The organism is Bradyrhizobium sp. Leo78 (genome assembly GCF_059512425.1).
In genome coordinates this window covers 26,352-52,080 of record NZ_JCAMOT010000035.1, presented here as the reverse complement: position 1 = coordinate 52,080, position 25,729 = coordinate 26,352, and the positions used below count along the sequence as shown (strand labels likewise).

At 63.2% G+C, this 25,729-nt stretch carries 17 protein-coding genes and 1 tRNA gene; 3 read left to right on the top strand and 15 right to left on the bottom strand.

The window, feature by feature from the left end; translation table 11 throughout:
• The first annotated feature begins 87 nt into the window (after positions 1 to 87).
• Positions 88 to 1,266 carry an FAD-dependent oxidoreductase gene (locus AC5ZG1_RS32785; protein ID WP_496135308.1) on the top strand — a complete coding sequence of 393 codons (1,179 nt, stop codon included), beginning with the start codon at positions 88 to 90 and terminating at the stop codon, positions 1,264 to 1,266.
• Between the two features lie 4 nt (positions 1,267 to 1,270).
• On the opposite strand, the gene AC5ZG1_RS32780 is transcribed toward AC5ZG1_RS32785, so the two are convergent.
• The 12 genes from AC5ZG1_RS32780 to AC5ZG1_RS32725 all read right to left on the bottom strand — a co-directional run bounded on the left by AC5ZG1_RS32780 (position 1,271) and on the right by AC5ZG1_RS32725 (position 19,598).
• A complete protein-coding gene (locus tag AC5ZG1_RS32780; protein ID WP_496135307.1) occupies positions 1,271 to 3,307 on the bottom strand; it encodes an ABC transporter ATP-binding protein in 2,037 nt (678 codons plus the stop codon).
• Between the two features lie 152 nt (positions 3,308 to 3,459).
• Positions 3,460 to 5,514, bottom strand: a complete 2,055-nt coding sequence (locus AC5ZG1_RS32775; RefSeq protein ID WP_496135306.1) for an FAD-dependent oxidoreductase — start codon at positions 5,512 to 5,514, stop codon at positions 3,460 to 3,462.
• 179 nt (positions 5,515 to 5,693) lie between these two features.
• Positions 5,694 to 9,893 (bottom strand): DNA-directed RNA polymerase subunit beta', encoded by a 4,200-nt coding sequence (gene rpoC / locus AC5ZG1_RS32770; RefSeq protein ID WP_028168544.1) that lies wholly within the window; start codon positions 9,891 to 9,893, stop codon positions 5,694 to 5,696.
• A 199-nt stretch (positions 9,894 to 10,092) separates the two neighbouring features.
• Positions 10,093 to 14,211 carry a DNA-directed RNA polymerase subunit beta gene (gene rpoB / locus AC5ZG1_RS32765; protein ID WP_130225568.1) on the bottom strand — a complete coding sequence of 1,373 codons (4,119 nt, stop codon included), beginning with the start codon at positions 14,209 to 14,211 and terminating at the stop codon, positions 10,093 to 10,095.
• A gap of 455 nt (positions 14,212 to 14,666) precedes the next feature.
• Positions 14,667 to 15,044 (bottom strand): 50S ribosomal protein L7/L12, encoded by a 378-nt coding sequence (gene rplL, locus AC5ZG1_RS32760; RefSeq protein ID WP_027520973.1) that lies wholly within the window; start codon positions 15,042 to 15,044, stop codon positions 14,667 to 14,669.
• A 54-nt stretch (positions 15,045 to 15,098) separates the two neighbouring features.
• Positions 15,099 to 15,617, bottom strand: coding sequence for a 50S ribosomal protein L10 (rplJ, locus tag AC5ZG1_RS32755; RefSeq protein ID WP_028168542.1), 519 nt, complete (start codon positions 15,615 to 15,617; stop codon positions 15,099 to 15,101).
• A 537-nt stretch (positions 15,618 to 16,154) separates the two neighbouring features.
• Positions 16,155 to 17,111 carry a 2-hydroxyacid dehydrogenase gene (locus tag AC5ZG1_RS32750; RefSeq protein WP_496135305.1) on the bottom strand — a complete coding sequence of 319 codons (957 nt, stop codon included), beginning with the start codon at positions 17,109 to 17,111 and terminating at the stop codon, positions 16,155 to 16,157.
• Positions 17,112 to 17,210: 99 nt separating this feature from the next.
• Entirely contained in the window at positions 17,211 to 17,903 is a 693-nt protein-coding gene (gene rplA / locus AC5ZG1_RS32745; protein WP_028168540.1) for a 50S ribosomal protein L1, read from the bottom strand.
• Positions 17,904 to 17,909: 6 nt separating this feature from the next.
• On the bottom strand, positions 17,910 to 18,338 hold the full coding sequence (gene rplK / locus AC5ZG1_RS32740) for a 50S ribosomal protein L11 (RefSeq protein ID WP_028168539.1): 429 nt from the start codon (positions 18,336 to 18,338) through the stop codon (positions 17,910 to 17,912).
• A gap of 223 nt (positions 18,339 to 18,561) precedes the next feature.
• Positions 18,562 to 19,092 (bottom strand): transcription termination/antitermination protein NusG, encoded by a 531-nt coding sequence (gene nusG / locus AC5ZG1_RS32735; protein WP_028168538.1) that lies wholly within the window; start codon positions 19,090 to 19,092, stop codon positions 18,562 to 18,564.
• A gap of 20 nt (positions 19,093 to 19,112) precedes the next feature.
• Positions 19,113 to 19,304 (bottom strand): preprotein translocase subunit SecE, encoded by a 192-nt coding sequence (gene secE / locus AC5ZG1_RS32730; protein WP_016840554.1) that lies wholly within the window; start codon positions 19,302 to 19,304, stop codon positions 19,113 to 19,115.
• 218 nt (positions 19,305 to 19,522) lie between these two features.
• Positions 19,523 to 19,598 (bottom strand) — tRNA-Trp (locus tag AC5ZG1_RS32725).
• A 153-nt stretch (positions 19,599 to 19,751) separates the two neighbouring features.
• On the opposite strand from AC5ZG1_RS32725, the gene AC5ZG1_RS32720 reads away from it, so the two are divergent.
• Positions 19,752 to 20,972 (top strand): serine hydrolase domain-containing protein, encoded by a 1,221-nt coding sequence (locus AC5ZG1_RS32720; RefSeq protein ID WP_496135304.1) that lies wholly within the window; start codon positions 19,752 to 19,754, stop codon positions 20,970 to 20,972.
• A gap of 107 nt (positions 20,973 to 21,079) precedes the next feature.
• On the opposite strand, the gene AC5ZG1_RS32715 is transcribed toward AC5ZG1_RS32720, so the two are convergent.
• Positions 21,080 to 21,847: an SDR family NAD(P)-dependent oxidoreductase gene (locus AC5ZG1_RS32715; RefSeq protein WP_208827317.1), complete on the bottom strand. Its 768-nt coding sequence runs from the start codon at positions 21,845 to 21,847 to the stop codon at positions 21,080 to 21,082.
• Between the two features lie 74 nt (positions 21,848 to 21,921).
• Positions 21,922 to 22,629 carry a histidine phosphatase family protein gene (locus AC5ZG1_RS32710; protein WP_028163348.1) on the bottom strand — a complete coding sequence of 236 codons (708 nt, stop codon included), beginning with the start codon at positions 22,627 to 22,629 and terminating at the stop codon, positions 21,922 to 21,924.
• A gap of 150 nt (positions 22,630 to 22,779) precedes the next feature.
• On the opposite strand from AC5ZG1_RS32710, the gene AC5ZG1_RS32705 reads away from it, so the two are divergent.
• Complete coding sequence (locus AC5ZG1_RS32705; RefSeq protein ID WP_496135303.1) at positions 22,780 to 23,565, top strand: SDR family NAD(P)-dependent oxidoreductase; 786 nt, start codon at positions 22,780 to 22,782, stop codon at positions 23,563 to 23,565.
• 1,061 nt (positions 23,566 to 24,626) lie between these two features.
• Here AC5ZG1_RS32705 and AC5ZG1_RS32700 read toward each other — a convergent pair.
• A complete protein-coding gene (locus AC5ZG1_RS32700; RefSeq protein ID WP_496135302.1) occupies positions 24,627 to 25,496 on the bottom strand; it encodes a class II fructose-bisphosphate aldolase in 870 nt (289 codons plus the stop codon).
• Positions 25,497 to 25,729 lie beyond the last annotated feature (233 nt).

The following is a 25,729-nucleotide window of genomic DNA, read 5'->3' as shown; positions in this document are numbered from 1 at the left end:
GGGACTGACTGGATTGTGAAGCACCAGTTCAGGGTTCCTTTGCGATTCTCGGCCATGCATGGAGCCTTGCGATCAGAGGCAAGACGCATGCGCTACACGGATGTTGCCATCATCGGCGGCGGGCTCGCCGGTTCGACCGCCGCGGCGATGCTCGGACGCGCGGGCATCTCGGCGTGCCTGATCGACCCGCATCTGAGCTATCCGCCTGAGCTGCGCTGCGAGAAGCTCGGCGGAGATCAACTCGAGCTGTTGCGCAGGACCGGCCTTGCCGAAGAGACGCTGCGCGCCACGACGCTGGACGGCCAGGTGTGGGAGGCGCGGTTCGGCTACGTCGTCGCCAAGAAGCCCAGCGATCAGCACGGCATCCTCTATGATACGCTGGTCAACACCATACGCGCGCAGATTCCAGGTGATGTCGAGATCATCCATGCCAAGGCCTACGCTGTTTCAAACAGCGCCGAGCGGCAGAAGATCGTGCTGTCGAACAATGAGGAGATCTCGGCACGGCTCATCGTGCTCGCCAACGGCCTGAACACCGGCCTGCGCCACACGCTCGGCATGCAGCGCCGCATCATCAGCGCGTGCCATTCGATCACGCTTGGCTTCGACGTCGTGCCGGTCGGCCGCGCGGCGTTCGATTTTCCGGCACTGACCTATTGGCCGGGCCGGCCGAGCGCGCGCATGGCCTATCTTACATTGTTCCCGATCGGCGGAACGATGCGCGCCAATCTCATGGTCTACCGCGACATGACCGACCCGTGGCTGCAGCAGTTCAGGCAGGCGCCGGAAGCCACCATGCTCGCGACGATGCCGGGGCTTGCCCGCATGACCGGCGGCTTCATGGTCTCCGGGCCGATCAGGATCAGGCCCGCCGACCTCTACGTCACCGAAGGATATCTGCAGCCCGGTATCGTGCTGGTCGGCGACGCGTTCTCGACCTCCTGCCCAGCCGCCGGCACCGGTAGCGACAAGGTCTTCACCGACGTCGAGCGGCTGTGCAACGTCCACATCCCGGCGTGGCTTTCGAGCGACGGCATGGACGTGCCGAAGATCCAGGCGTTCTACGACGATCCGGTCAAGCAGGCCTGCGAGGCACGATCGCTTGCCAAGGCCTACCACCTTCGCTCGCTGTCGATCGACCATGGCCTGACCTGGCGCGCCGGACGCTGGGGCCGCTTCGTGGTCCGCTTCGCGCAGGGCGTCCGCTACTCCACCGCCAGCGCGTTTCGCCCCGGCCGGCAAGGCCGGATCGCGACATCAAGCTGAGGGATCACTCCTCGTCGTCGTCCTCATCATCGTCTTCATCGTCGTCGTCCGCCTGCGCAGCGGCATTGTGTGCGACGTGGCCCTGATCGTCCCAGAGCTTGCGGTAGACGCCGTTTGCGGCGAGCAGCTCGGCATGGGTGCCGCGCTCGATCGCCTTGCCGCCGGAGATCACGATGATCTCGTCCATGTCGACCACCGACGTCAGCCGGTGCGTCGACCAGATCATGGTGCGGCCCGCGGCAACCCTGAACAGCGTGCTGTTGATCGCGGCCTCCGTGGTCTGGTCGAGGGCCGAGGTCGCTTCGTCGAGCAGCAGCACGGACGGATTGCGGATGATGGCACGCGCGATCGCGATGCGCTGGCGCTGGCCGCCTGAGAGCGTGTCGCCGCGCTCGCCGACCACGGTGTCGTATTTCTGCGGCAGGCTCATGATGAAGCGATGGATCTCGGCCTTGCGCGCGGCGTCCACGACTTCCTCATCGCTCGCCCCTTCCTTGCCGAGGCGGATGTTCTCCCGGATCGACATGTTGAACAGCATGTTCTCCTGGAACACGACCGCCATGCTTCGCCGCAGCGATTCACGCGTCACCTTGCGGATATCGACGCCGTCGATGGTGACGCGGCCCTCGTCCGGCACGTAAAGCCGCAGGATCAGATTGAGCAGCGTGCTCTTACCGGAGCCCGAGGGGCCGACGATCGCGATACGCTGACCAACCTTGAGCTTGAGGCTGAAATTATCCAGCACCGGCTCCTGACTGCCCTCGTACTGGAACGTCACGCGCTCAAAGGTGATGTCATTGGTGATGCGCGGCAGGTCCGGCGCGCCCGGCCGGTCGGCGCCGCGCGTCGGCTCGTCCAGGAGTTCCTGCATATGCTGCACCGCCGCCGCCGACTGGATCGATACCGGGATGAAGTGCATCAGGTGCGCGATGTTGTAGGACACCTCCCAGAATGCGCTTTCGAAGGTGACGAAGGTGCCGATGGTGATCTGGCCCTTGGTGGCGAGATAGGCGCCGATCGCGAGCACCACGAGGTGCAACAGCAGCACCGCGATGGTGACGGTGCGCTCCACCATGGTCGACAGGAACATGGCGGAAGCTGCCTTCAGCCGCACGTCGTTGTTGCGCATCGTGAACCAGCCGAGCGCGCGGCGCTGCAGGTTGAACGCCTTCACCACGGCCTGGGCTGCGACATTCTCCTGCACGGTGCCGAGCAGCGCGGCCTCGTTCAGCTTCTGCTCGTAATTGGCCTGCACCGCCTTCGGGGTCAGGATCCGCGGCCCGATCAGGGTGATCGGAAACACGAGTAGTGCGACCACGGCGAGCTGCCAGCTCAGGAACAGCATCAGGATGATGCCGGCGATCAGCTCAAGGAACGGCAAGGCGGCGCTGTTGGCGAAGCTCTTGACCGAGCCCTCGAAGGCCGAAAGGTCGATCGAGAAGCGCGACAGGATCTCGCCGCGCTTGGTGCGGGCGAAATAGGACGACGGCAGGTTCTGGACGTGCTCGAACAGTTTGGTCCGCGCGTCGGAGATAATGCAGGCGGCAAGCCGCGCGTCCCAGCGTTCGTACCAGACCGCGATGATGGAGGTGATGATCCCGGCGGCGGCAAGCACGCCGAGGATCTTGTAGAGTGCCTGGAAATCCTCCTCGCCGAGCGCATCGTCGATCAGGAACTTCAGGCTGAGCGGCATGATGACGTTGAACAACGTCTCGACCACGAGGCCGAAGCTGACGAAGACCAGCATCCGCTTGTAGTTGGCCAGATACGGCTTGACGAAGCCGTAGATCGTGGCAAGCGCGCCGGCGGCTTCCTTGGCGGTGAAGACGACGAGGTCCTCGTCCTCATCATCGTCATCGAGCTCGATTTCGTTCTCGGCGTCGGCTTCGTCATCATCGTCGGGAAGCGGTGATGTCGACGAAGGCTTGCCGCCGGGCCTGGACGTAGCGGAATCGGCATTCGCCCCGAGCTTCTTTTTCAGCTCGAGTTCATCCGTCGCAACCGGATTGTGACCGTCAGATGATGGGGGCTTCGATGCCATGAAACCAACCGATACTGCACGGCCGGCATGACCGCAAATCGAGCGCGACAGCGCGATACGCGCTATGCCAACGATTCTATGCGATCAGCAAGGATTGGGCAAAGCAATTGAACCGGCCGGTGCACCGGTCAATCTTCAGGTCAATCCTTGGGTCAATCCTCGTCCTCGACCTTATCGAAGAACGAATAGCGCAACGCGTCGGAGTCGCCGTACCAGTGGCCGGGCCCCTTGTTGGCGGCGCGCGCCGCGGTCCACAGCGCCTCGGTGCAGTCGCGACGGTGGGCGGCGAGATCAAAACCGTTGCCGAAGAACAGTTCCGACCACTCCCACCAGGTGGCGAGCTTCTTGACGCCACGCAACAGATCGTAGCGGTCGATCAGGCCGGGCGCGAGGTCCGAAGTCACCGAGCCGAACACGAGGCCGGTCTTGACCACGCGATGCAATTCGCGCGCCGCGCGCACCACCTGCTTTCCGCCGAGATGGCAGAGGCTGGTCTCGAACACGAAGTCGAATTCGTTGTCCTCGAACGGCAGGTCGACGATCGAGCCGAGCTTGTTGTACTCCTGCAGCGCCTTCGGTGTCTTGCCGTGGATGAAGCGGTTGTTCTCGACACCCCAGGCATCGACCCCGCGCTCGCGCAGCGCGCCGACCAGTTCGCCGCTCGCCGAGCCCGCCACCAAGAGCCTGTAACCCTTCGCCTTGCCCCAGACGAGCTGGATCATCTCCATCAGCAGCGCGGGATCGGTGAAGTGGCGCCACGCCTCGCTGTAGGGACCCTGCCCGCGATAATTCTCGAAATAATCGCGGTCGATCTTGTCCGACAGCGGCCGCTCGGCCTGGGCGCGGGCATGGCGCAGCCGGATCATCTCGGTCAGGATGATGTCGGTCGCCGCATCGGACGAATCGAGCAGGCCGTTCAGCGTGGAATCGAACAGATAGTCGCCGACCACGACGATGCCGGGATGCTCCTTGGGCTCGGGACGATGGTTGGTCATGACGTCGCGCGCCGGCAGGCCGCCGGGCAGCGCGTTCACCGAGCTCAGCCAGCGGTGGATCTTGCCCTCGAGGAAATGCTCGCGCGCATTGCCGAGGGAAGCTGGCAGCGACTTCAACGCAGCATCGATCAGTTCCTGGTCGGTCAGATTGGCAAAGGCCAGCGCGTCCGAGCCCGCGATCAGCCAGTTCAGGACACCGTGCCGGCCGACATCATGGCGCGAGCCTTCGTTGTAGACGCAGCAGCCGCCGAACGCTTCCGACATGAACCAGGAGCCCGGGATCTTCTCGCCCCAGAACGGCTCGTCGAACAGGATCGAGACGCGCAGGTAGTGCGCCGGGCGGTCGAAATAGGCGATGTGCTTGACCATCGACTGGCGCAACTCCTCGCCGTCCCAGCCGAGCGTGGCGAGCCAGGAATGCGGCAGGCAGACCAGCACGAGGTCGAAGTCGCGCGTCTCCGGCCCTTTCCCGTTCATCATGTTGAGGCGGTAGCGGCCGTTGCCGGCCTTGCCGACTTTCAGCACCCGGTGATTGAGCTGGATGTCGGCATCGACTTCCGAGCGCAGGCATTCGATGAGCTGCTCATTGCCGTTCTGGATCGAGTACAGGCCGATATAGCCGTCGATATCCATCACGAAATTCTTCAGCGCATTGAGCCCGTTGGTGTTGTGGCTCTCGGTCGCGATGTCGGAGCGGGCCATCACCTTGAAGAAGCGCTTGGCGGTCGGATCCTCGACCTCCTCGTCGAGGAGTTGCTCGCAGGTCTTGTGGGCCCAGGGATGCTCGTTGTCATGCGCGCCGACGCCTTCGTAGTATTCGACCGGCGAGATCATCTCGGTGCAGCGCTTGCGGAACGCTTCGATCGCCTCGGCGGTCGTCGCGCCATATTTGCGGCGCATGCCCCGCACGTCGTTCAAGAGCTCGCCGTCGAGCTGGACCTGCTCGGCATCCATCGGGATGGTCTGCAGGCCGAAATGCTGGATCAGTTCGCGCAGCGGATCCGGGCCGGTCATCGAATAATCGTAGATCTCGGCGACGCCGGCCTCGTAGGTCGCGGGTGCGGTATCGAATTTGCGCGTGACGATCTTGCCGCCGAGCCGGTCCGACGCCTCGTAAATGGTGACGCGGCAGAGGTCGCCGAGCTTCCTCTTCAGGTACCAGGCGCTCATCAGCCCGCCGGGGCCGCCACCAACGATTGCGAGATCAAGCATGGGGATTCCGTTCTTCCGGGCGGGCGAAGCACCCGGCCGTAGCCGCTCTTAGCAGAAGCGCTTTTCTGTCTGAAGGAAAGATGAACAAAGCGCATTCCTGCAGCGCAGCACAAGAGGAGAGCAGCAAAAAGGCCGGCAAAAAGCCGGCCTTTTCGTGAGTACCGTAGTTTTGCGGGGTATTACTCCGCCGGCGGCAGCGCCAGCGGCTCCGCTTCGGGCGCGGACGGCACGATCGCCGCCTGCTTCTCGCGCTCGTCGAGGATCAGCTTGTCGCGCTTCATGGCGACTTCGCGGATCCGCGCCATCGAGGCGCCCGTGCCTGCCGGGATCAGCCGGCCGACAATGACGTTCTCCTTGAGGCCTTCCAGCGGGTCCACCTTGCCGTTGACGGCGGCTTCGGTGAGCACGCGAGTGGTCTCCTGGAAGGAGGCCGCCGAGAAGAACGACCGGGTCTGCAGGCTCGCCTTCGTGATGCCGAGCAGCACCGGCGTTCCGGTCGCGGGCTTCTTGCCCTCTTCCTTGGCCTTGGTGTTGAGCGCGTCGAACTCGATCTTGTCGACCTGCTCACCCGAGATCATGTCGGTGTCGCCCTGATCGGTGACCTCAACCTTCTGCAGCATCTGACGGACAATCACCTCGATGTGCTTGTCGTTGATGAGCACGCCCTGCAGCCGGTAGACCTCCTGGATTTCGTTGACCAGATAGGCAGCGAGTTCCTCGATGCCCTTGATCGCCAGGATGTCGTGCGGTGCCGGATTGCCTTCGACGATGAAGTCGCCCTTTTCGACGATGTCGCCGTCCTGCAGGTGGATGTGCTTGCCCTTCGGGATCAGGTACTCGCGCGGCTCCTCGGTCTTGTCGGTCGGCTCGATCGAGATGCGGCGCTTGTTCTTGTAGTCGCGGCCGAAGCGGATGGTGCCCGCCACTTCCGCGATGATCGCCGCATCCTTCGGCTTGCGCGCCTCGAACAGTTCGGCAACGCGCGGCAGACCGCCGGTGATGTCGCGGGTCTTGGCGCTCTCGGTCGAGATACGCGCCAGGATGTCGCCGGGCTTCACCTGCGCACCGACGTCGACCGACAAAATCGCGTCGACCGACAGCATGTAGCGGGCATCGCCGCCACGCGCGAGCTTCATCACCTTGCCGTCCTTGCCCTTGACCACGATGGCCGGGCGCAGATCCGCGCCGCCACGCGTCGATCGCCAGTCGATGACGACGCGCTTGGCGATACCGGTGGATTCGTCCAGCGTCTCCGAGATCGACTGGCCCTCGACCAGGTCCTCGAACCCGATCGTACCCTCGACTTCGGTCAGCACCGGACGGGTGTAAGGATCCCACTCGGCGATGCGCTGCCCGCGCTTGACCATATCGCCCTCGTCGACATGCATGCGCGAGCCGTACTGGATGCGATGGGTCGCACGCTCGGTGCCGTCGGCATCGACGATCGCAACCACCATGTTGCGGACCATCGCGACCAGGTGGCCTTCGCTGTTGCGGGCGATTGCCTTGTTCCTGATCACGATCTTGCCGTCGAAGTTCGACTCCACGAACGACTGCTCGTTGATCTGCGCCGCGCCGCCGATGTGGAACGTGCGCATCGTCAACTGCGTGCCCGGCTCGCCGATCGACTGCGCCGCGATCACGCCGACCGCCTCGCCGTGGTTGACCGGGGTGCCGCGGGCGAGATCGCGTCCGTAGCACTTGGCGCAGATGCCGTTGATGAGCTCGCAGGTCAGCGCCGAACGGATCTTCACCTCCTGGATGCCGGCCTTCTGGACGGCGTCCACATGGGACTCCTCCATCAGCGTTCCGCGCGCGATCAGGACCTCGTTGGTCGCGGGATCGCGCACGTCATCGCAGGCCACGCGGCCCAGGATGCGCGAGCCGAGCGAGGCGACCACCGTGCCGGCATCGATGATGGCGCGCATCTTGATGCCGAGATGGGTGCCGCAGTCGCTGGACGTGATGATGCAGTCCTGCGCCACGTCGACCAGACGGCGGGTCAGGTACCCGGAGTTCGCGGTCTTCAACGCGGTGTCCGCGAGGCCCTTGCGGGCGCCGTGGGTCGAGTTGAAGTACTCGAGCACCGAGAGGCCTTCCTTGAAGTTGGAAATGATCGGCGTCTCGATGATCTCGCCCGACGGCTTCGCCATCAGGCCGCGCATGCCCGCGAGCTGGCGCATCTGCGCCGGCGAACCACGCGCGCCGGAATGCGCCATCATGTAGATCGAGTTGATGTCGGCATCCGCCCCGCTGGCCGTCTTCTTGGTCGAGGAGATCTCCTTCATCATCGCCTTGGCGACTTCTTCGCCAGCCTTCGACCAGGCGTCGACGACTTTGTTGTACTTCTCGCCATGGGTGATCAGGCCGTCATTGTACTGCTGCTCGAAATCCTTCGCCAGCGTACGGGTCTGGTCGACGATCTTCCACTTCGACGCCGGCACGACCATGTCGTCCTTGCCGAACGAGATGCCGGCCTTGAAGGCGTTGTAGAAGCCGAGCGCCATGATGCGGTCGCAGAAGATCACCGTCTCCTTCTGGCCGCAGTGCCGGTAGACCTGGTCGATCACGCCGGAGATCTCGCGCTTGGTCATCAGCTTGTTGATGATGTCGTACGAAGTCCTCGGGTGCTTCGGCAGCAGGTTGCCGAGCATGACGCGGCCCGCGGTGGTTTCGATCCAGCGCTTGCTCTTCTTGCCTTCCTCGTCGAGGCCCTCCCACCGGTACTTGATCTTGGTGTGGAGGTGGATGACCTTCGAGTGCAGGGCATGCTCGAGCTCGGCCATGTCGCCGAACACCTTGCCCTCGCCGGGCAGGCCTTCGCGCATGATCGAGACGTAGTAGAGGCCGAGCACGATGTCCTGCGAGGGCACGATGATCGGCTGGCCGTTCGCGGGGTGCAGGATGTTGTTGGTCGACATCATCAGGACGCGCGCTTCGAGCTGCGCTTCGAGCGAGAGCGGAACGTGCACGGCCATCTGGTCGCCGTCGAAGTCGGCGTTGAACGCGGCGCAGACCAGCGGGTGAAGCTGGATCGCCTTGCCCTCGATCAGCACCGGCTCGAACGCCTGGATGCCCAGACGATGCAGCGTCGGCGCGCGGTTCAAGAGCACCGGATGCTCGCGGATCACCTCGTCCAGGATATCCCAGACCTCGGGCCGCTCCTTCTCGACCAGCTTCTTCGCCTGCTTCACGGTCGTCGACAGGCCCTTGGCGTCAAGCCGCGAATAGATGAACGGCTTGAACAGTTCGAGCGCCATCTTCTTCGGCAGGCCGCACTGATGCAGGCGCAGCTCGGGACCGACCACGATCACCGAACGGCCCGAATAGTCGACGCGCTTGCCGAGCAGGTTCTGGCGGAAGCGGCCCTGCTTGCCCTTGAGCATGTCGGCGAGCGACTTCAGCGGGCGCTTGTTGGCGCCGGTGATGACGCGACCGCGGCGGCCGTTGTCGAACAGCGCGTCGACGGCCTCCTGCAGCATGCGCTTCTCGTTGCGGATGATGATGTCGGGCGCGCGCAGCTCCATCAGCCGCTTCAAGCGGTTGTTGCGGTTGATGACGCGGCGGTAGAGGTCGTTGAGGTCAGACGTCGCGAAGCGGCCGCCATCGAGCGGCACCAGCGGGCGCAGGTCCGGCGGGATCACCGGAATGACCGTCATGATCATCCATTCCGGCTTGTTGCCGGAGACGCGGAAGGCCTCGACGATCTTCAGCCGCTTGGCGAGCTTCTTGTGCTTGATGTCGGAGTCGGTCTCCTGCATCTCGGCACGCAGCGAGAGCTCGAGCTTCTCCAGCTCGAGGCCCTTCAGCAATTCACGGATCGCCTCGGCGCCGATCATGGCGGTGAAGCTGTCCTGGCCGTATTCGTCCTGCGCCTTCAGGTACTCATCTTCCGACAGGAGCTGACGGTCCTTGAGCGCGGTCAGACCCGGCTCGAGCACGACGTAGTATTCGAAGTACAGGATGCGCTCGAGATCCTTCAGCGTCATGTCGAGCAGAAGGCCGATGCGCGACGGCAGCGACTTCAGGAACCAGATGTGGGCGACGGGCGCCGCGAGCTCGATATGGCCCATGCGCTCGCGCCGGACGCGCGACAGCGTGACTTCGACCGAGCACTTTTCGCAGATGATGCCCTTGTACTTCATCCGCTTGTACTTGCCGCACAAGCACTCGTAGTCCTTGATCGGCCCGAAGATGCGGGCGCAGAACAGCCCGTCCCGCTCCGGCTTGAAAGTGCGGTAGTTGATGGTCTCCGGCTTCTTGATCTCGCCGTAGGACCAGGACAGAATCTTCTCCGGGGACGCGATCGAAATCCGGATCTGGTCGAAGACCTGGGCCGGCGTCGTCGGATTGAAAAGATTCATAATCTCTTGGTTCATGGTCTTCTCCGTCTGCCGACTTTCGTCGGCCCATGCATTCCTTTTCTGTCATGCCCCGCGAAGGCGGGGCATCCAGTAATCACCGCAGCCGCGGGTTACTGGATCGTCCGCCGGAGCTTGTCACCGGACCGGCGTTTGGCCGGACCCGTTGGCGGACGATGACGGCGGCGAAGGCGGCGTCACCGCCGCCTTCACGAAATTACTCGGCCGCTTCCGACGTCGGTGCCGGTCCCACCTTGGAATTGTGCAAGTCGACGTTGAGGCCGAGCGAGCGCATTTCCTTGACCAGCACGTTGAACGACTCCGGGATACCGGCCTCGAACGTGTCGTCGCCGCGCACGATCGCCTCGTACACCTTGGTACGGCCGGCGACGTCGTCCGACTTCACGGTCAGCATCTCCTGCAGCGTGTAGGCCGCGCCATAGGCTTCCAGCGCCCACACCTCCATTTCGCCGAAGCGCTGGCCGCCGAACTGCGCCTTGCCGCCCAGCGGCTGCTGGGTAACCAGCGAGTACGGGCCGATCGAGCGGGCGTGGATCTTGTCGTCCACCAGATGGTGCAGCTTCAGCATGTAGATGTAGCCCACCGTCACCTTGCGATCGAAGGGATCGCCGGTGCGGCCGTCATAGACGGTCGACTGGCCGGAGGCGTCGAAGCCGGCAAGCTTCAGCATCTCCTCGATGTCGGCCTCCTTGGCGCCGTCGAACACCGGAGTCGCGATCGGCACGCCGTGACTCAGATTGCGGCCGAGCTCGATCAACTCGTTGTCGTTCAGCGAGCGGATGGTTTCATCGTCGCCATAGATCCTCTTCAGGGTCTCGCGCAGCGGCTTGAGATCCTGCTTCTGATAATAGGCGTCGATGGTCTGGCCGATGCGCCTGCCGAGGCCGGCGCAGGCCCAACCGAGATGCGTCTCGAGGATCTGGCCGACGTTCATGCGCGAGGGCACGCCGAGCGGGTTCAGCACGATGTCCGCATGCGTACCGTCCTCAAGGAACGGCATGTCCTCGATCGGAACGATCTTGGACACCACGCCCTTGTTGCCGTGGCGGCCGGCCATCTTGTCGCCGGGCTGGATCTTGCGCTTCACCGCGACGAAGACCTTGACCATCTTCATCACGCCGGGCGGCAGTTCGTCGCCGCGCTGCAGCTTTTCGACCTTGTCGAGGAAGCGCTGCTCGAGCCCCTTCTTCGACTCGTCGTACTGCTTCCGCATCGCCTCGATCTCGGCCATCAACTTGTCGTTGGGCGAGGCAAACAGCCACCACTGCGACTTCGGATACTCATCGAGCACCGCGCGGGTGATCTTGGTGTCCTTCTTGAAGCCCTTCGGACCGGAGATGCCCTGGCGGTTCTCCAGCAGCTCGGCGAGACGGTTGTAGACGTTGCGATCGAGGATCGCCTGCTCGTCGTCGCGGTCCTTGGCGAGACGCTCGATCTCCTCCCGCTCGATCGCCAGCGCACGCTCGTCCTTGTCGACGCCGTGGCGGTTGAACACGCGAACTTCCACGATCGTGCCCTGCACGCCCGGGGGCACGCGAAGCGAGGTGTCGCGGACGTCCGAGGCCTTTTCGCCGAAGATGGCGCGGAGCAGCTTCTCTTCCGGCGTCATCGGACTTTCGCCCTTCGGCGTGATCTTACCGACCAGGATGTCGCCGGCGCGCACTTCCGCGCCGATATAGACGATGCCGGCTTCGTCGAGGTTCTTCAGCGCCTCTTCCGAAACGTTCGGAATGTCGCGCGTGATTTCCTCAGGACCCAGCTTGGTGTCGCGCGCCATCACCTCGAACTCCTCGATGTGGATCGAGGTGAAGACGTCATCCTTCACGATCCGCTCGGAGAGCAGGATCGAGTCTTCGAAGTTGTAGCCGTTCCACGGCATGAACGCGACCAACACGTTGCGGCCGAGCGCGAGCTCGCCGAGATCGGTCGACGGACCGTCAGCGATGATGTCGCCCTTCTTGACGATGTCACCGACCTTCACCAGCGGACGCTGGTTGATGCAGGTCGACTGGTTGGAGCGCTGGTACTTCATCAGACGGTAGATATCGACGCCCGACTTGGTCGGATCGAGATCTTCCGTGGCGCGGATGACGACGCGGGTGGCGTCGATCTGGTCGATCACGCCCGAGCGGCGGGCCGCGATCGCGGCGCCGGAGTCGCGGGCAACCACGCCTTCCATGCCGGTGCCGACGAACGGCGCCTCGGCGCGAACCAGCGGCACCGCCTGGCGCTGCATGTTCGAGCCCATCAGCGCGCGGTTGGCGTCGTCGTTCTCGAGGAACGGAATCAGCGCGGCGGCCACCGAAACGAGCTGCTTCGGCGACACGTCCATGTAGTCGACCTTGTCAGGGGTCACGGGCAACACTTCGCCGGCGTGACGGCAGACCACGAGGTCCTCGGTGAAGCGGCCCTTCGGATCCAGCGGCACGTTGGCTTGCGCGACGCGGTAGCGCCCCTCCTCCATCGCCGACAGGTACACCACCTCGTCGGTGACGCGACCCTCCTTGATCTTCCGGTAAGGCGTCTCGACGAAGCCGTACTTGTTGACGCGCGCAAACGTCGCGAGCGAGTTGATCAGGCCGATGTTCGGACCTTCCGGCGTCTCGATCGGGCAGATACGACCGTAATGCGTCGGGTGCACGTCGCGCACCTCGAAGCCGGCGCGCTCGCGGGTCAGACCGCCCGGGCCAAGCGCCGACAGGCGCCGCTTGTGGGTGATCTCCGAGAGCGGGTTGGTCTGGTCCATGAACTGCGAGAGCTGCGAGGAGCCGAAGAATTCACGCACCGCGGCCGCCGCCGGTTTCGCGTTGATCAGGTCCTGCGGCATGACGGTGTCGATATCGACGCTCGACATGCGCTCCTTGATCGCGCGCTCCATGCGGAGCAGGCCGATGCGGTACTGGTTCTCCATGAGTTCGCCGACCGAGCGCACACGACGGTTGCCGAGATGGTCGATGTCGTCGATCTCGCCCTTGCCGTCGCGCAGGTCGACGAGCGTCTTGATGACGGCAAGGATGTCTTCCTTGCGCAGCGTCCGATGGGTGTCGGGCGCATCGAGCTCGAGGCGCATGTTCATCTTGACGCGGCCGACCGCGGAGAGGTCGTAGCGCTCGGAGTCGAAGAACAGCGACTGGAACATGGCCTGCGCCGAATCCAGCGTCGGCGGCTCGCCCGGACGCATCACGCGGTAGATGTCGAACAGCGCGTCCTCGCGCGTCATGTTCTTGTCAGCCGACAGGGTGTTGCGGATATAGGCGCCGACGTTGACGTGGTCGATGTCGAGCAGCGGCAGGTCCTTGTAGCCCTGCTCGTTGAGCGACTTCAGGAGCTTCTCGGTGATCTCCTCGCCGGCTTCGGCGTAGATCTCGCCGGTCTTCGGATTGACGAGGTCCTCGGCGAGGTAATTGCCGACCAACTCCTCATCCGACAGACGCAACGCCTTGAGGCCCTTCTCCTGCAGCAGGCGGGCCTGGCGAACGGTGAGCTTCTTGCCGGCCTCGAGCACGACCTTGCCGGTATCGGCGTCGATCAGGTCGTTGACCGTGGAATAGCCGCGGAAACGGTTGGCGTCGAACGGCACGCGCCAACCTTCCTTGGTACGCTTGTAGCTGATCTTCTTGTAGAAGGTCGAAAGGATCTGTTCCCCGTCGAGACCGAGCGCGTACATCAGCGAGGTCACGGGAATCTTGCGGCGGCGATCGATGCGCGCGAACACGATGTCCTTGGCGTCGAACTCGATGTCGAGCCAGGAGCCGCGATAGGGGATCACGCGCGCCGCGAACAGGAGCTTGCCCGAGGAGTGGGTCTTGCCCTTGTCGTGGTCGAAGAACACGCCCGGCGAACGGTGCATCTGGGAGACGATGACGCGCTCGGTGCCGTTGACGACGAAGGTGCCGTTCATGGTCATGAGCGGGATGTCGCCCATGTAGACGTCCTGCTCCTTGATGTCCTTGACCGACTTGGCACCGGTCTCCTCATCGATATCGAACACGATGAGGCGCAGCGTCACCTTGAGCGGCGCAGCGAAGGTCATGCCGCGCTGGCGGCACTCGTCGACGTCATATTTCGGCGGCTCGAACTCGTAGCGCACGAACTCCAGCATCGAGGTGCCGGAGAAGTCCGAGATCGGGAACACCGAACGGAACACGGCCTGCAGGCCTTCGTCCGGCCGCCCGCCCTGGGGCTCATCGACCATCAGAAACTGATCATAGGACGCCTTCTGAACCTCAATGAGGTTCGGCATCTCCGCGACTTCCTTGATGTGACCAAAGAACTTGCGTACGCGTTTGCGACCGGTGAATGTCTGCTGCGCCATCGGGGCCTCTCATTTTCGCCGCCCTTTTGGGGCGTACCTTCCGGAGCGCGATTGCCACCGCACCCGGGTTGAATTTCGATTCGCCTGGAAGGAACAAGGGCCAAATTCAGGAACCAAATCCTCAATTCGTTCTTGTAACCTTCAAAACGCAAAAGGACGCGCGGGGCGCTTGACGCACCCGCCCGTCAAAACTCGTCGCTTCACGGACTGAAAAAGCCCGAAATCTGCCTGTCTCCCAACGGTTCCCGTGGAAGCCCTGCCGCCCCCGCCGCCAACCGTGTTTCCGCTGCCACCCCGATATGGGACGGCGATCATGGAGATTCGAGGGTTAAACCCACGAATCCCCACACTTTTTTGTGTACCATGCATAACGCGACAACCCGTCGCACATCTTTTGCATGGCCTGTCCCGGATTGCGCGCGGCCGCCCGGGATTTTCGCTCAGTAACCCTCGGGTTACTTGAGCTCGACCTTCGCGCCAGCCTTCTCCAGCTGGGCCTTGATCTTGTCGGCTTCTTCCTTGTTGACGCCTTCCTTGACCGGCTTCGGAGCGCCTTCGACGAGGTCCTTGGCTTCCTTCAGGCCCAGGCCGGTGATGGCGCGGACTTCCTTGATGACCTCGATCTTCTTGTCACCGGAGGCAGCGAGCACGACCGTGAACTCGGTCTTCTCTTCAGCCGGAGCCGCGGCAGCGCCACCAGCGGCGGGACCGGCCACCGCAACGGCGGCAGCGGCGGACACGCCCCACTTCTCTTCCAGGAGCTTTGCGAGTTCGGCCGCTTCGAGCACGGTGAGGCTCGAGAGGTCGTCGACGATTTTCTGCAAGTCAGCCATTGATCTGTTTCCTTAAACGTTTGGTTCGAACCAGGGTTTGAGTTTTGCGAAGGGTCAGGCCGCTTCGCCCTTTGAGGCATGAGCCTGAATGACGCGCGCGAGCTTGGCCGCGGGCGCATTGGAGAGCTGGGCGAGCTTGGTCGCCGGGGCCACGATGAGGCCGACGATCTTGCCGCGCAGTTCGTCCAGCGACGGCAGCGAGGCAAGCGCCTTGACGCCATCGACATTCAGGACGGTTTTACCCATCGAGCCGCCAAGAATGACGAACTTCTCGTTCGCCTTGGCGAAATCGATGGCAACCTTTGGCGCCGCAACCGGATCGTTGGAGGTAGCGATCACGGTCGGCCCCTTGAGGAGGGTGCCGATGGCAGCGACGTCAGTGCCTTCAAGAGCAATTTTGGCGAGACGGTTCTTCGAGACCTTCACCGACGCGCCCGCCTGCTTCATCTGCTTGCGCAGGGTCTGCATCTGGGCGACGGTGAGGCCGGAATAGTGAGCAACGATCGCAACGCTCGTGGTCTTGAAGACCTCGTTGAGCTGTTCGACCGCCTCTTTCTTTGCCGCTCGTTCCACAGCAAGCTCTCTCCGGTTGGCGGCCTTCGCTTGCGCGGGACCGCCGGGTTGCACCCATCGTCCCACCCAAACCTTATGCCTCGGGACCGAAGTCCGAGGGACACGCCGGGCAAGACGACATTCTTAGAAGCCTGCCCTCCCGTCGGCCTTTCGACCGCGGGCTGTCGAGGTTCGAACCAAACCAGCTTCCGCAAGGCCCGCTTAAGGCTCTGCGCGAAGCAAAATCCAGTTTTCACCCGTCTATGCAGGCCATACGATTAAGCCGTTGAAAAACCGAAGTTTGTCGCGGGCGCCTGCAGTCTCGGACAGGATCAAGGCTAAGGCTCAAGCCAAAGCCCCTGCCCTCATCCCAACCGGGCCGACGGGTTCGCTTCCTTTCGAGCAGTCCAAGTGGACGCCTGGAAGGAAAACTCTCCTATTGAGCCAAGTTTTCGGAATGCGAGCACAGGCACGCCAGCAACCGCCAGCACGCCCGGAAACAGTCTCTTAGCGGCTCCGCCCTCACTTGCCAAGAGCAAAATTCGGGCCGCGGACAGATCAGGCGAGCTGAACCTGATAAGGCAGCGGTTTGCCGGCGAAAAATGCATCGAGATTGGCCAGCACGCAGTCCTGCATCGCCACATGCGATTCCAGAGTGTGGCCGCCGATATGTGGGGTCAGCACGATGTTCGGTAGCGCGGTGAGCGCGTCCGGCGCATGCGGCTCGATCGCGTAGACGTCGAGGCCGGCGCCGGCGATGATCTGGTCCGACAGTGCCGCAACCAGCGCGGCCTCGTCGATCACGGAGCCGCGCGAGATGTTGACGACCAGACCGTCGCTGCCGAGCCGACGCAGGATGTCGGCATTGACGGCATGGTTGTTGTCCGCCCCGGCTCGCACCGCAATCATCAGGACGCTGCACCAGTCGGCCAGCGCCTCGAGGCTCGAAAAATACTGATACGGCACGTCGTGCCGGCTGCGGCTGAAATAGCCGACCTCGGTCTCGAAGGCGGCGACGCGCGCGGCAATCTTGCGGCCGATCTCGCCCATGCCGTAGACGCCGACCTTGCGGCCGCGCATGCCCGCCTGCGGCCGCATCATCGGCGATGGTTTTGCCCCTGCCCAGTCGCCGCTCCGCACGTAATTGTCGGCGACCGGCAGCCGGCGGACCGCCGCCAGCATCAGCGTCATCGCGATGTCGGCCACCGAGGCCGCATTCGCGCCGGGGCTGTTGCCGACCGCGATGTTGCGCTTCGCCGCGGCAGCAAGATCGATGCCGTCATAACCGGTGCCGTAGCAGATGATCGCGCCCAGTTTCGGCATCATGTCCATGGCGTCGGCCCCGAGCCGTCCGCTGCCGCCCGCGGTGATCAGCGCCCGGATGTCGGCGAGTTCCGCGGCCGAGAACGCCTCGTTCGGCCGCTTGCCGGCCGCGTTCAGCAGTTCATAGCGCTCACCGAAGCGCTGGAGCTGGGCTTTGGGAAAGCGCGAATAGATCAGGACTTTATCCGGCATTGTTGTTCTTCTCTGGAAAGCTGCGCCACGCCGCATAAGCAAAAGGCGGAACCGGCTGCCCGATCCCGCCCTCTCTATATTAGTAGGCCTTGCCGGTGGTTAGCCGAGCAGCGTGCCCGGCTCGACCTTCACGCCCGGGCCCATGGTGGAGGATACCGCCACGCGCTGGACGTAAGTGCCCTTGGCGCCGGCCGGCTTGGCCTTGACCACGGCGTCCGCGAGCGCCTTGATGTTCTCGACCAGCTTGTCCTCGGCGAACGAGGCCTTGCCGACGCCGGCCTGGATGATACCGGCCTTCTCGACGCGGAACTCGACCGAGCCGCCCTTGGCGCCCTTCACGGCGCCGGTGACGTCCATAGTCACGGTGCCGATCTTCGGGTTCGGCATCATGCCGCGCGGACCGAGCACCTTACCGAGACGGCCGACCAGCGGCATCATGTCGGGGGTGGCGATGCAGCGGTCGAAGTCGATATTGCCGGCCTGCACCTTCTCGACCAGGTCCTCGGCGCCGACGACGTCGGCACCCGCCGCCTTGGCCTCATCCGCCTTGGCGCCGCGAGCGAACACGCCGACGCGGAGCGTACGGCCGGTGCCGTTCGGCAGGGTCACCACGCCGCGCACCATCTGGTCGGCGTGACGCGGATCGACGCCGAGATTGATCGCGACCTCGATGGTTTCGTCGAACTTCGACTTGGCCCGCTCCTTGACCAGCTTGATGGCGTCCGCGAGCGGGTAAAGCTTTTCGCGGTCAATACCTTCGCGGGCCTTCTTCAAACGCTTTCCGATTGCCATGGCGCCTTACCCCGCAACTTCCAGGCCCATCGAACGGGCGGAGCCCTCGACCATCTTCATGGCCGCTTCGACAGTGCTGCAATTGAGATCCTTCATCTTCTTCTCGGCGATCTCGCGCACCTGCGCTTTGGTCACCTGGCCGGCCTTGTCGCGGCCCGGCGCCTTCGAGCCGGACTGGATCTTGGCAGCCTGCTTCAAGAAGTAAGACATCGGCGGCGTCTTCATCTCGAAGGTGAAGGAACGATCCGCATAGATGGTGATGACCACCGGAATCGGGGTGTTCTTTTCTTCCTTCTGCGTCTGGGCGTTGAAGGCCTTGCAGAATTCCATGATGTTGAGACCGCGCTGACCAAGCGCGGGACCGATCGGTGGCGACGGGTTCGCCGCACCGGCCGGGACCTGAAGCTTCAGGTATCCGGTCACTTTCTTTGCCATGTATCACTCCTGTTGTGCCGGACATTGTCCGGCGGGTTCAGGTTCCGTGGTTCGGACCCGGTGCGGCTGGCGACCGCGCCCGTCCTCCCACGTCCTTTCGGAAGCGTCTCCGCCTCCATTCTTGTCGTGCCCGGGCTCGACCCGGGCGTCCATCCATCTTCGCAAGAAGCCTTCCTTCAAAGGCAGATGGATTGCCGGGTCAAGCCCGGCAATGACGACACAATCAGACCTTCTCGACCTGACCGAACTCCAGTTCGACCGGGGTGGCGCGGCCGAAGATCGAGACCGCGACCTTCACGCGCGAGCGCGCCTCGTCGATTTCTTCCACCACGCCCGAGAACGAGGCGAACGGCCCGTCGGCCACCCGCACATTCTCGCCGATCTCGAACGACACCGACGCCTTCGGCCGTTCCACGCCCTCCTGCACCTGGTGCAGGATCCGCATGGCCTCGGATTCCGAGATCGGCATCGGCTTGTTTTCGGCGCCCAGGAAGCCCGTCACCTTCGGCGTGTTCTTGATCAGGTGGAAGGCTTCGTCGGTAAGCTTCATCTTCACCAGCACGTAGCCGGGGAAGAACTTGCGCTCGGCGTCGATCTTGCGGCCGCGGCGAACCTCGGTGACCTTCTCGGTCGGCACCAGCACCTGCTCGAACAGCTCCTCCAGCCCACGCTGCTTGGCCTGTTCGCGGATCGATTCCGCCACCTTCTTCTCGAAGTTCGAGTAGGCGTGGACGATGTACCAGCGCTTGTCCATGGATTGCGTTAACGTGCTCATCAGTGGATGCCCAGGATGAGGGTAATAAGATAGCGGATGATCTGGTCCGCGGCGAAGAAGAAGATCGACGCCAGCGCGACCATCACGAACACCATGATCGTGGTGATCGTCGTCTCACGGCGGGTCGGCCAGGTGACCTTGGCGGTCTCCGAGCGCACTTCCTGCAGGAATTTGAACGGGCTGAAAGCCATTCTTTAAAGTCCGCGTCCGTCGTCAGACGATTCAAGTGTTTCAGGAATCCGAACAGCCCTTGAGCGCCCAGCCCTCTCGCGAAGGATGAGCCGGTTAACAGGCTCGGTTGTTCGGGGGATATCAAAGCCGCGCCGGATATCCGCCTTTTAATCGCGGGCCGGCTGCAGGTGGCGGGTATGTACTGCGGCAGCGGTGAAAGGTCAAGATATGCACACACTGGCAGGAGTGGCAGGGCTCGAACCTGCGACCCCCGGTTTTGGAGACCGGTGCTCTACCAATTGAGCTACACTCCTAAGGAACCGAAGCGTCGCCGCCGGTTCGCGCCGTTTGAAGCACAGGGCATGCCCCGAATGCAAGGGCGAAGCGGTAAACGCCCTGTTCAAGATTGCACTTCTCGGCCAGACTTCGCCCCGTCGCCGCGACAACAAGAAGCAACGGGAGAGACCATGACCGCGCAAATCGCCACCAGGCCGACATCCGCCCCGCAGACGCCACCCCTGCCCTCCGCCAAGCCCGAGCAGCTCGGCCTCTCCAGCGTCCGGCTGCAGCGGATGTCCGACACCTTCAAGCGCGAGGTCGACAAGGGAACCATCCCCGGCGCCACCGTGCTGGTGGCCCGCCGCGGCCAGATCGGCTGGTTCGACACCATCGGCCAGCAGGCCCCCGAGGGGGCGCCGATGGCGCATGACACCCTCTTCCGCATCTTCTCGATGACCAAGCCGATCGTCTCGGTCGGCATCATGATGCTGCTGGAGGACGGCCACTTCCTGCTCAGCGATCCCGTCGCGAAATTCATCCCGGAATTCGCCGAGACCAAGGTCGGCGTCGAGAGTGGCGGCAAGCTCGAGCTGGTGCCGGCGAGCCGCCAGATGACGATCCAGGACCTGCTCCGCCACACCTCCGGTCTCACTTACGACCACACCGGCAACGGCCTGGTGCAGCAGCTCTACCAGCAGTCGCGGCTGCGCAGCCGCAAGATCACCAACGCCGAGCACGCGACCTTGCTCGCCAGCATGCCGCTGATCTGCCAGCCCGGCGCCGAGTTCAACTACAGCCGCTCCACCGACATCCTCGGCCGCATCATCGAAGTCGTCAGCGGCAAGACGCTGGGCGCCTTCCTGACCGAGCGCATCCTGGCGCCGCTGCAGATGACCGAGACCGGCTTCTACACCGGCGAGGAGAATGCAACCCGGCTTGCCGAGGCGTTCCCGAGCGATCCCTGGAGCGGCGAGAAGGTGCAGCTCTTCAACATGCTGGAGCAGCCGGCGATGGAATCCGGCGGCGGCGGGCTGGTGTCGACCACGATGGACTATGCCCGCTTCTCGCAGATGCTGCTGAGCGGCGGCTCGCTCGACGGCAACAGGATCATCGGCCGCAAGACGTTGCAGCTGATGGCGTCGGACCACCTCGGTCCGCACGTGAAGATCCAGGGCACGCTGGTCCCGCCCGGGCACGGCTTCGGTCTCGGCTTTGCGGTGCGCACCCATCAGGGCATCGCGCCATTTCCGGGCTCGGTCGGGCAGTTCTTCTGGAGCGGGGTCGCCGGCACTTTCTTCTGGATCGATCCGGTCGAGGAGCTGTTTGCGGTGTTCATGTCGCAAGGCCCAGGCCAGCGCGACTATACCCGCACGCTGGTCAGGAACGGCGTGTACGCGGCGCTGGACTGACACCGTCATTCCGGGACAGCCCGCCAGGGCTGAACCCGGAATCTCGAGCCGCAACTTCTGGATTCCGGGTTCGCGCTTGCGCGCGCCCCGGAATGACGAAGAAGGCCTCAACTGATCGTCGCGCCGCCGTCGATCACCACCGTCTGGCCTGTCATGAAGTCGCCGGCCTTCGATCCCATCAGCACCGCGCAGCCGGCGATCTCGTCGGGGATGCCGATGCGCTGCAGCGGCGAGCGCGCGGTCGAGGCTTTCAGGTTCTCCGGATTGTCCCACAGCGCCTTGGCGAAGTCGGTCTTGATCAGGCCGGGCGCGATGCAGTTCACGCGGATGTTGTGCTTGCCGTATTCGCAGGCGAGATTGCGCGCGAGCTGCATGTCGGCCGCCTTCGAGATCGCGTAGGCGCCAAGGATGGTCGAGCCCTTCAGGCCGCCGATCGAGGACACGATGATGATCGAGCCGTCCTTGCGCTCGATCATCTGCGGCACCACCATCGAGATCAGCCAGTTGTTGGCGACGATGTTGTTCTCGAGGATCTTGCGAAACTGATCGTCGGAGATGCCGGCCAGCGGACCGTAATAGGGATTCGACGCAGCGTTGCAGACCAGTACATCGATCTTGCCGAAGGCGCGGTTGCTTTCGTCGACGAGATTCTGAAGGTTCTCCTTGCTCGAGATGTTCGCCGCGACCGCGACTGCGGTGCCCTTGCCGAACTTGCCGTTGATCTCTTTCGCCACCTCGTCGCAGACATCGGCCTTGCGCGAGGAGATCACCACCTTCGCGCCATGCTCGGCCATGCGCTCGGCAATGGCGCGGCCGATGCCGCGCGTCGAGCCGGTGATGACGGCGACTTTCCCCTTCATGTCGAACAAGCTCATGTTTCTCTCCCAGATGTGAAGTCTTGATATTGATCTCGAGCTAAGCAGCGTTCACCGTCACCGATATCATCGGGTCAGGCGAGCTTGTTCTCCGGCACGACTTCCGGGCCGGCCGGCTGATGCATCGCGGCATGCTTTGCGTCCGCGATCCATGGCTGCTGGTTCACCATCGGCAACCGCCAGAGGCTGGTGTCGGCGCTTGCAATATGATCGAGCCGCGTCACCGAACAATTGTCGATGTCGAAGGCAAGCCCCCGCTCCGGCTGGCCGCCGAGCGCGAGACCAACGGCGGCCTTGATCGTGCCACCATGACCGACCGCGATCACGTCCTTGCCGGCTTCCGCGACATTGATCCGCACGATCGCACGGCAGACACGGGTGTAGAGATCCATGAAACTCTCGCCGTCGGGCGCGGGTTCGTTGATGTCGGCGAACCAATGGCTGCCGACCGGGCGGCTGGCGAGGAACGCGGCGCGGTTCATGCCCTGCCACCGGCCGAGATGCTGTTCGGCGAAGGCGGCTTCCTTCGTCATGCTAACCGGCTTCGGAAAGCCGGCAGCCCAGATCGCCTCCGCGGTCTGATGCGTGCGCATGAGGTTGCTTGCGTACCAGACTGCGGTGCGCGGCAGGATCTTCGCGACCGCATCGAACACTTCGCGATCGCTGGTGTCGCATTCAATGTCCTTCTGACCGTAGATATTGCCGCCGTCGCTGCGCACCGGCGCATGCCGCACCCACCACCACCGTGTCGTGACCACCTTTGACTTGTCGGCATTGGACATCACAAGACCCCTTGAATAGTGTGCGTGTGTCGTACGTCAGAGTACATAACGTCTCAAGTGACTTGTCTGAAGTGACTCTGGCGTTTGAAATCTTGTTTGAATTCCGCGAAGCGGCAGGCGCCGACACGCAAAGCTATCAGGGAGAAACATATGGGCCGCCTCGAAGGCAAATCCGTCATCATTACTGGCGCCGGAAGCGGCATCGGGCGCGCTGCCTCTCTGTTGTTCACGAAGGAAGGTGCAAAGCTGATCGCGGTCGACCGCACCGAGGGCGTGAACGAGACCGCAAAGCTCGTCCGCGATGCCGGCGGCACCGTCGAGGCCGTGATGGCGGATGCGGGCTCCGAGGCCGACGTGAAGGGCTTCATCGACAAGGCGCTCTCGAAATACGGCAAGCTCGATGCGATCTGGGCCAACGCCGGCATCAGCGGCGGCTTGGTGCCCCTCGCCGACCAGACGGTCGAGCACTGGCAGGAGGTGCTGCGCATCAACCTGATCGGACCGTTCCTCGCGATCAAGCATTCGATCCCGCATATGACCAGGCAGGGATATGGTTCGATCATCTGCACCGCGTCGGTGGCCGGATTGAAAGCCGGCGCCAGTGGCCATCCCTACGGCGCCAGCAAGGCCGGCGTCATCAGCCTGGTGCAGACCACCGCCTATTCGTTGTCCGGCACCGGTGTGCGCATCAACGCGGTCTGCCCCGGCCTGATCGAGACCGGCATGACCAAGCCGGTGTTCGACCGCGCCAAGGAGCGCGGCACCTCAGACAAGATCGGCCAGCTCAATCCGCTCAAGCGCCCCGGCCAGCCGCACGAGCTCGCCGCGATGGGATTGTTCCTTGCGAGCGATGAAGCGTCGTACGTCAACGGCCAGGCGATCCCGGTCGATGGCGGCCTCACGGCGTCGATGCCGTACACGGGCAAGCCGATTTAGGTTGCGTGGGTGACGCGCGTTCTTCCCTTCTCCCCTTGTGGGAGAAGGTGTCGCGCATGAAATGCGCGACGGATGAGGGGTTGTCTCCGCGGGCGACGGTGCGCGTGGAGAGAGACCCCTCACCCAAGTGAGTTCGTTGCCGGCGCCGGAGTACCCTCTCCCACAAGAAGAGAGGGCGCATCAATCGGCACCGGGAAAGCGTTGTGTCGCACGCTCTCTCCACAGTCGTCACGCGCGCGCAGGGGATGGGTTCTGATTCAAATTTCAAACAGCGGACCCGTAGGATGGGTAGAGCGAAGCGAAACCCATCGCGATGGAGCAAGCCGCGCGAATGATGGGTTTCGCTTCGCTCTACCCATCCTACGTCTGATTCAAACAGCGGATATGAGTTCGCATTCTCGCGGCATGATTTGCCCGAGCTTTGCTTCACTTTCCACCCTCCTCGATATCAGAGGGCGCAGGGAAAGCCGGGTGCCGGTTGCACCCATGGGTCCCGTGCAACAAAAAGCACGGGGGTAGGACCACAGGTTCAACCGAAGCATTCCGGCTTTCCCTGCGCGATGGTGTTACGGTTTCCTTCGTGCTCTCCCCGGTGACCGGGCTCTTTTGCCACCGTCGTCCGCGGCAGCTCTTGCTGCTCGCGAGCTTAGCGCCAGCGTCGGGGCGCCAGGACCACACGACTTCGCCGTCCGCGTTACCTGCGCTCGTCAGTCGCACGCATCGCGTCCACCGCATCTCACCGCAACGTTCGTGACGATCGCGAACCGCCCCTCATCCGCGCTGAGACGCGCGGAGTTAAATCACTGATTTGCCCGACGGCGAAAGCGGAATATTTTTCACCCGATGGCTGGACGCCCCAAATCAGCTTGAGATCATTCAACAAATTGGATTCCACGCGCGCCAGATTCCCGGGCTCGCCTCGGATCTCCCTGCACCGACGCGAAGCAAGATCGCGACTTTGATTTGCCCGTCGGGCACTGGGCAAGCGACAAGCACCGATGCCAACCGGAGAACTTGAATGCGTTTCCCGTCCACCGTTCGAGCGGCGCAGCACACGACGGCTACTTATCGCCGTTGAACAGGCTCAAGCGTGAGCGAGCTACGTTTTTCACCGATTCCACTGCGAACGGCAGGATCTTATAAGGGACCACTTCGTGGGGCTGTTGGGCCAACCCCTCCTCCAAGCCGCGTCTCCAGGCCACCCGCAATTCAGTATTGATGTGGATGATATTGATCCCAGCGGCGATTGCCTTCCGCAAGTCTTCGTCGTCGGTTCCCGATCCGCCATGCAGGGTAAGCGGCACTCGGGCCGCGCTCTTGATCTCGGCGATTCTCTGGATATCCAACCGCTTCCGTGTTTGTCCCTGCACCATGCTCTTTAGCATCCCATGCATGTTGCCCACGGCCGGAGCGAGGATGTCGACCGCTGTAGAGTCGACAAACTGTTTCGCTTCTGCAGGAGAGGTTAAGCCCCTCGACAAGTCGGGAGCTTCTTCATGTATCTCAGAACCGGTTCCAATGTCGCCGATCTCTCCCTCGACAAGGACGTCGGGATTGATTGCTTTGAGAGCTTCGACCGCTTCTTTTGTTTGCCGTACATTCTGCTCGAATGGCAGCGCGGAAAGATCGAAGACGATAGCGTCAAATCCAGCCCTGACCGCTTCGACGGCCTTTGCCAGGGAATGCGTATGATCTGAGTTAAGGAATATTGGGCAGTCGCATTCCTCACGCAACCTCCGCACCAGAGCCGCAATTTCCGCGAGTCCGAAAAACTCCCGCTCGCCCTCGGATACACCGACCACCACCGGGACCTTAAGTTCCTGCCCGGCTGCCGACACCGCCTTCAATAGAACCCAATCGCCGACGTTGAAATGGCCGATCGCGACACCGTCTTTCTGACTCTGCTCCAAAGCATCCCGCAACCGTTGCATCGAGAGCCTCCTCATAGAAGTTGCTGCGTAGTGCTCTGCACCATACTCGCATAGCTGGGTCTCCTCTTGCCTCTCTCGACGCGAAGTCACGGGCATTTGAATGCAGGGGCGCTCAATCCATTTTGGCCGGTTACGAGCTGCTGGGCCGGAAGCAGCCAGCTGTTTTCTGGGCTGATCAACATCGATCTCGTGGGATAGCAGTCTGGCTTCATGCGACCGAGGCTCCGCACGCG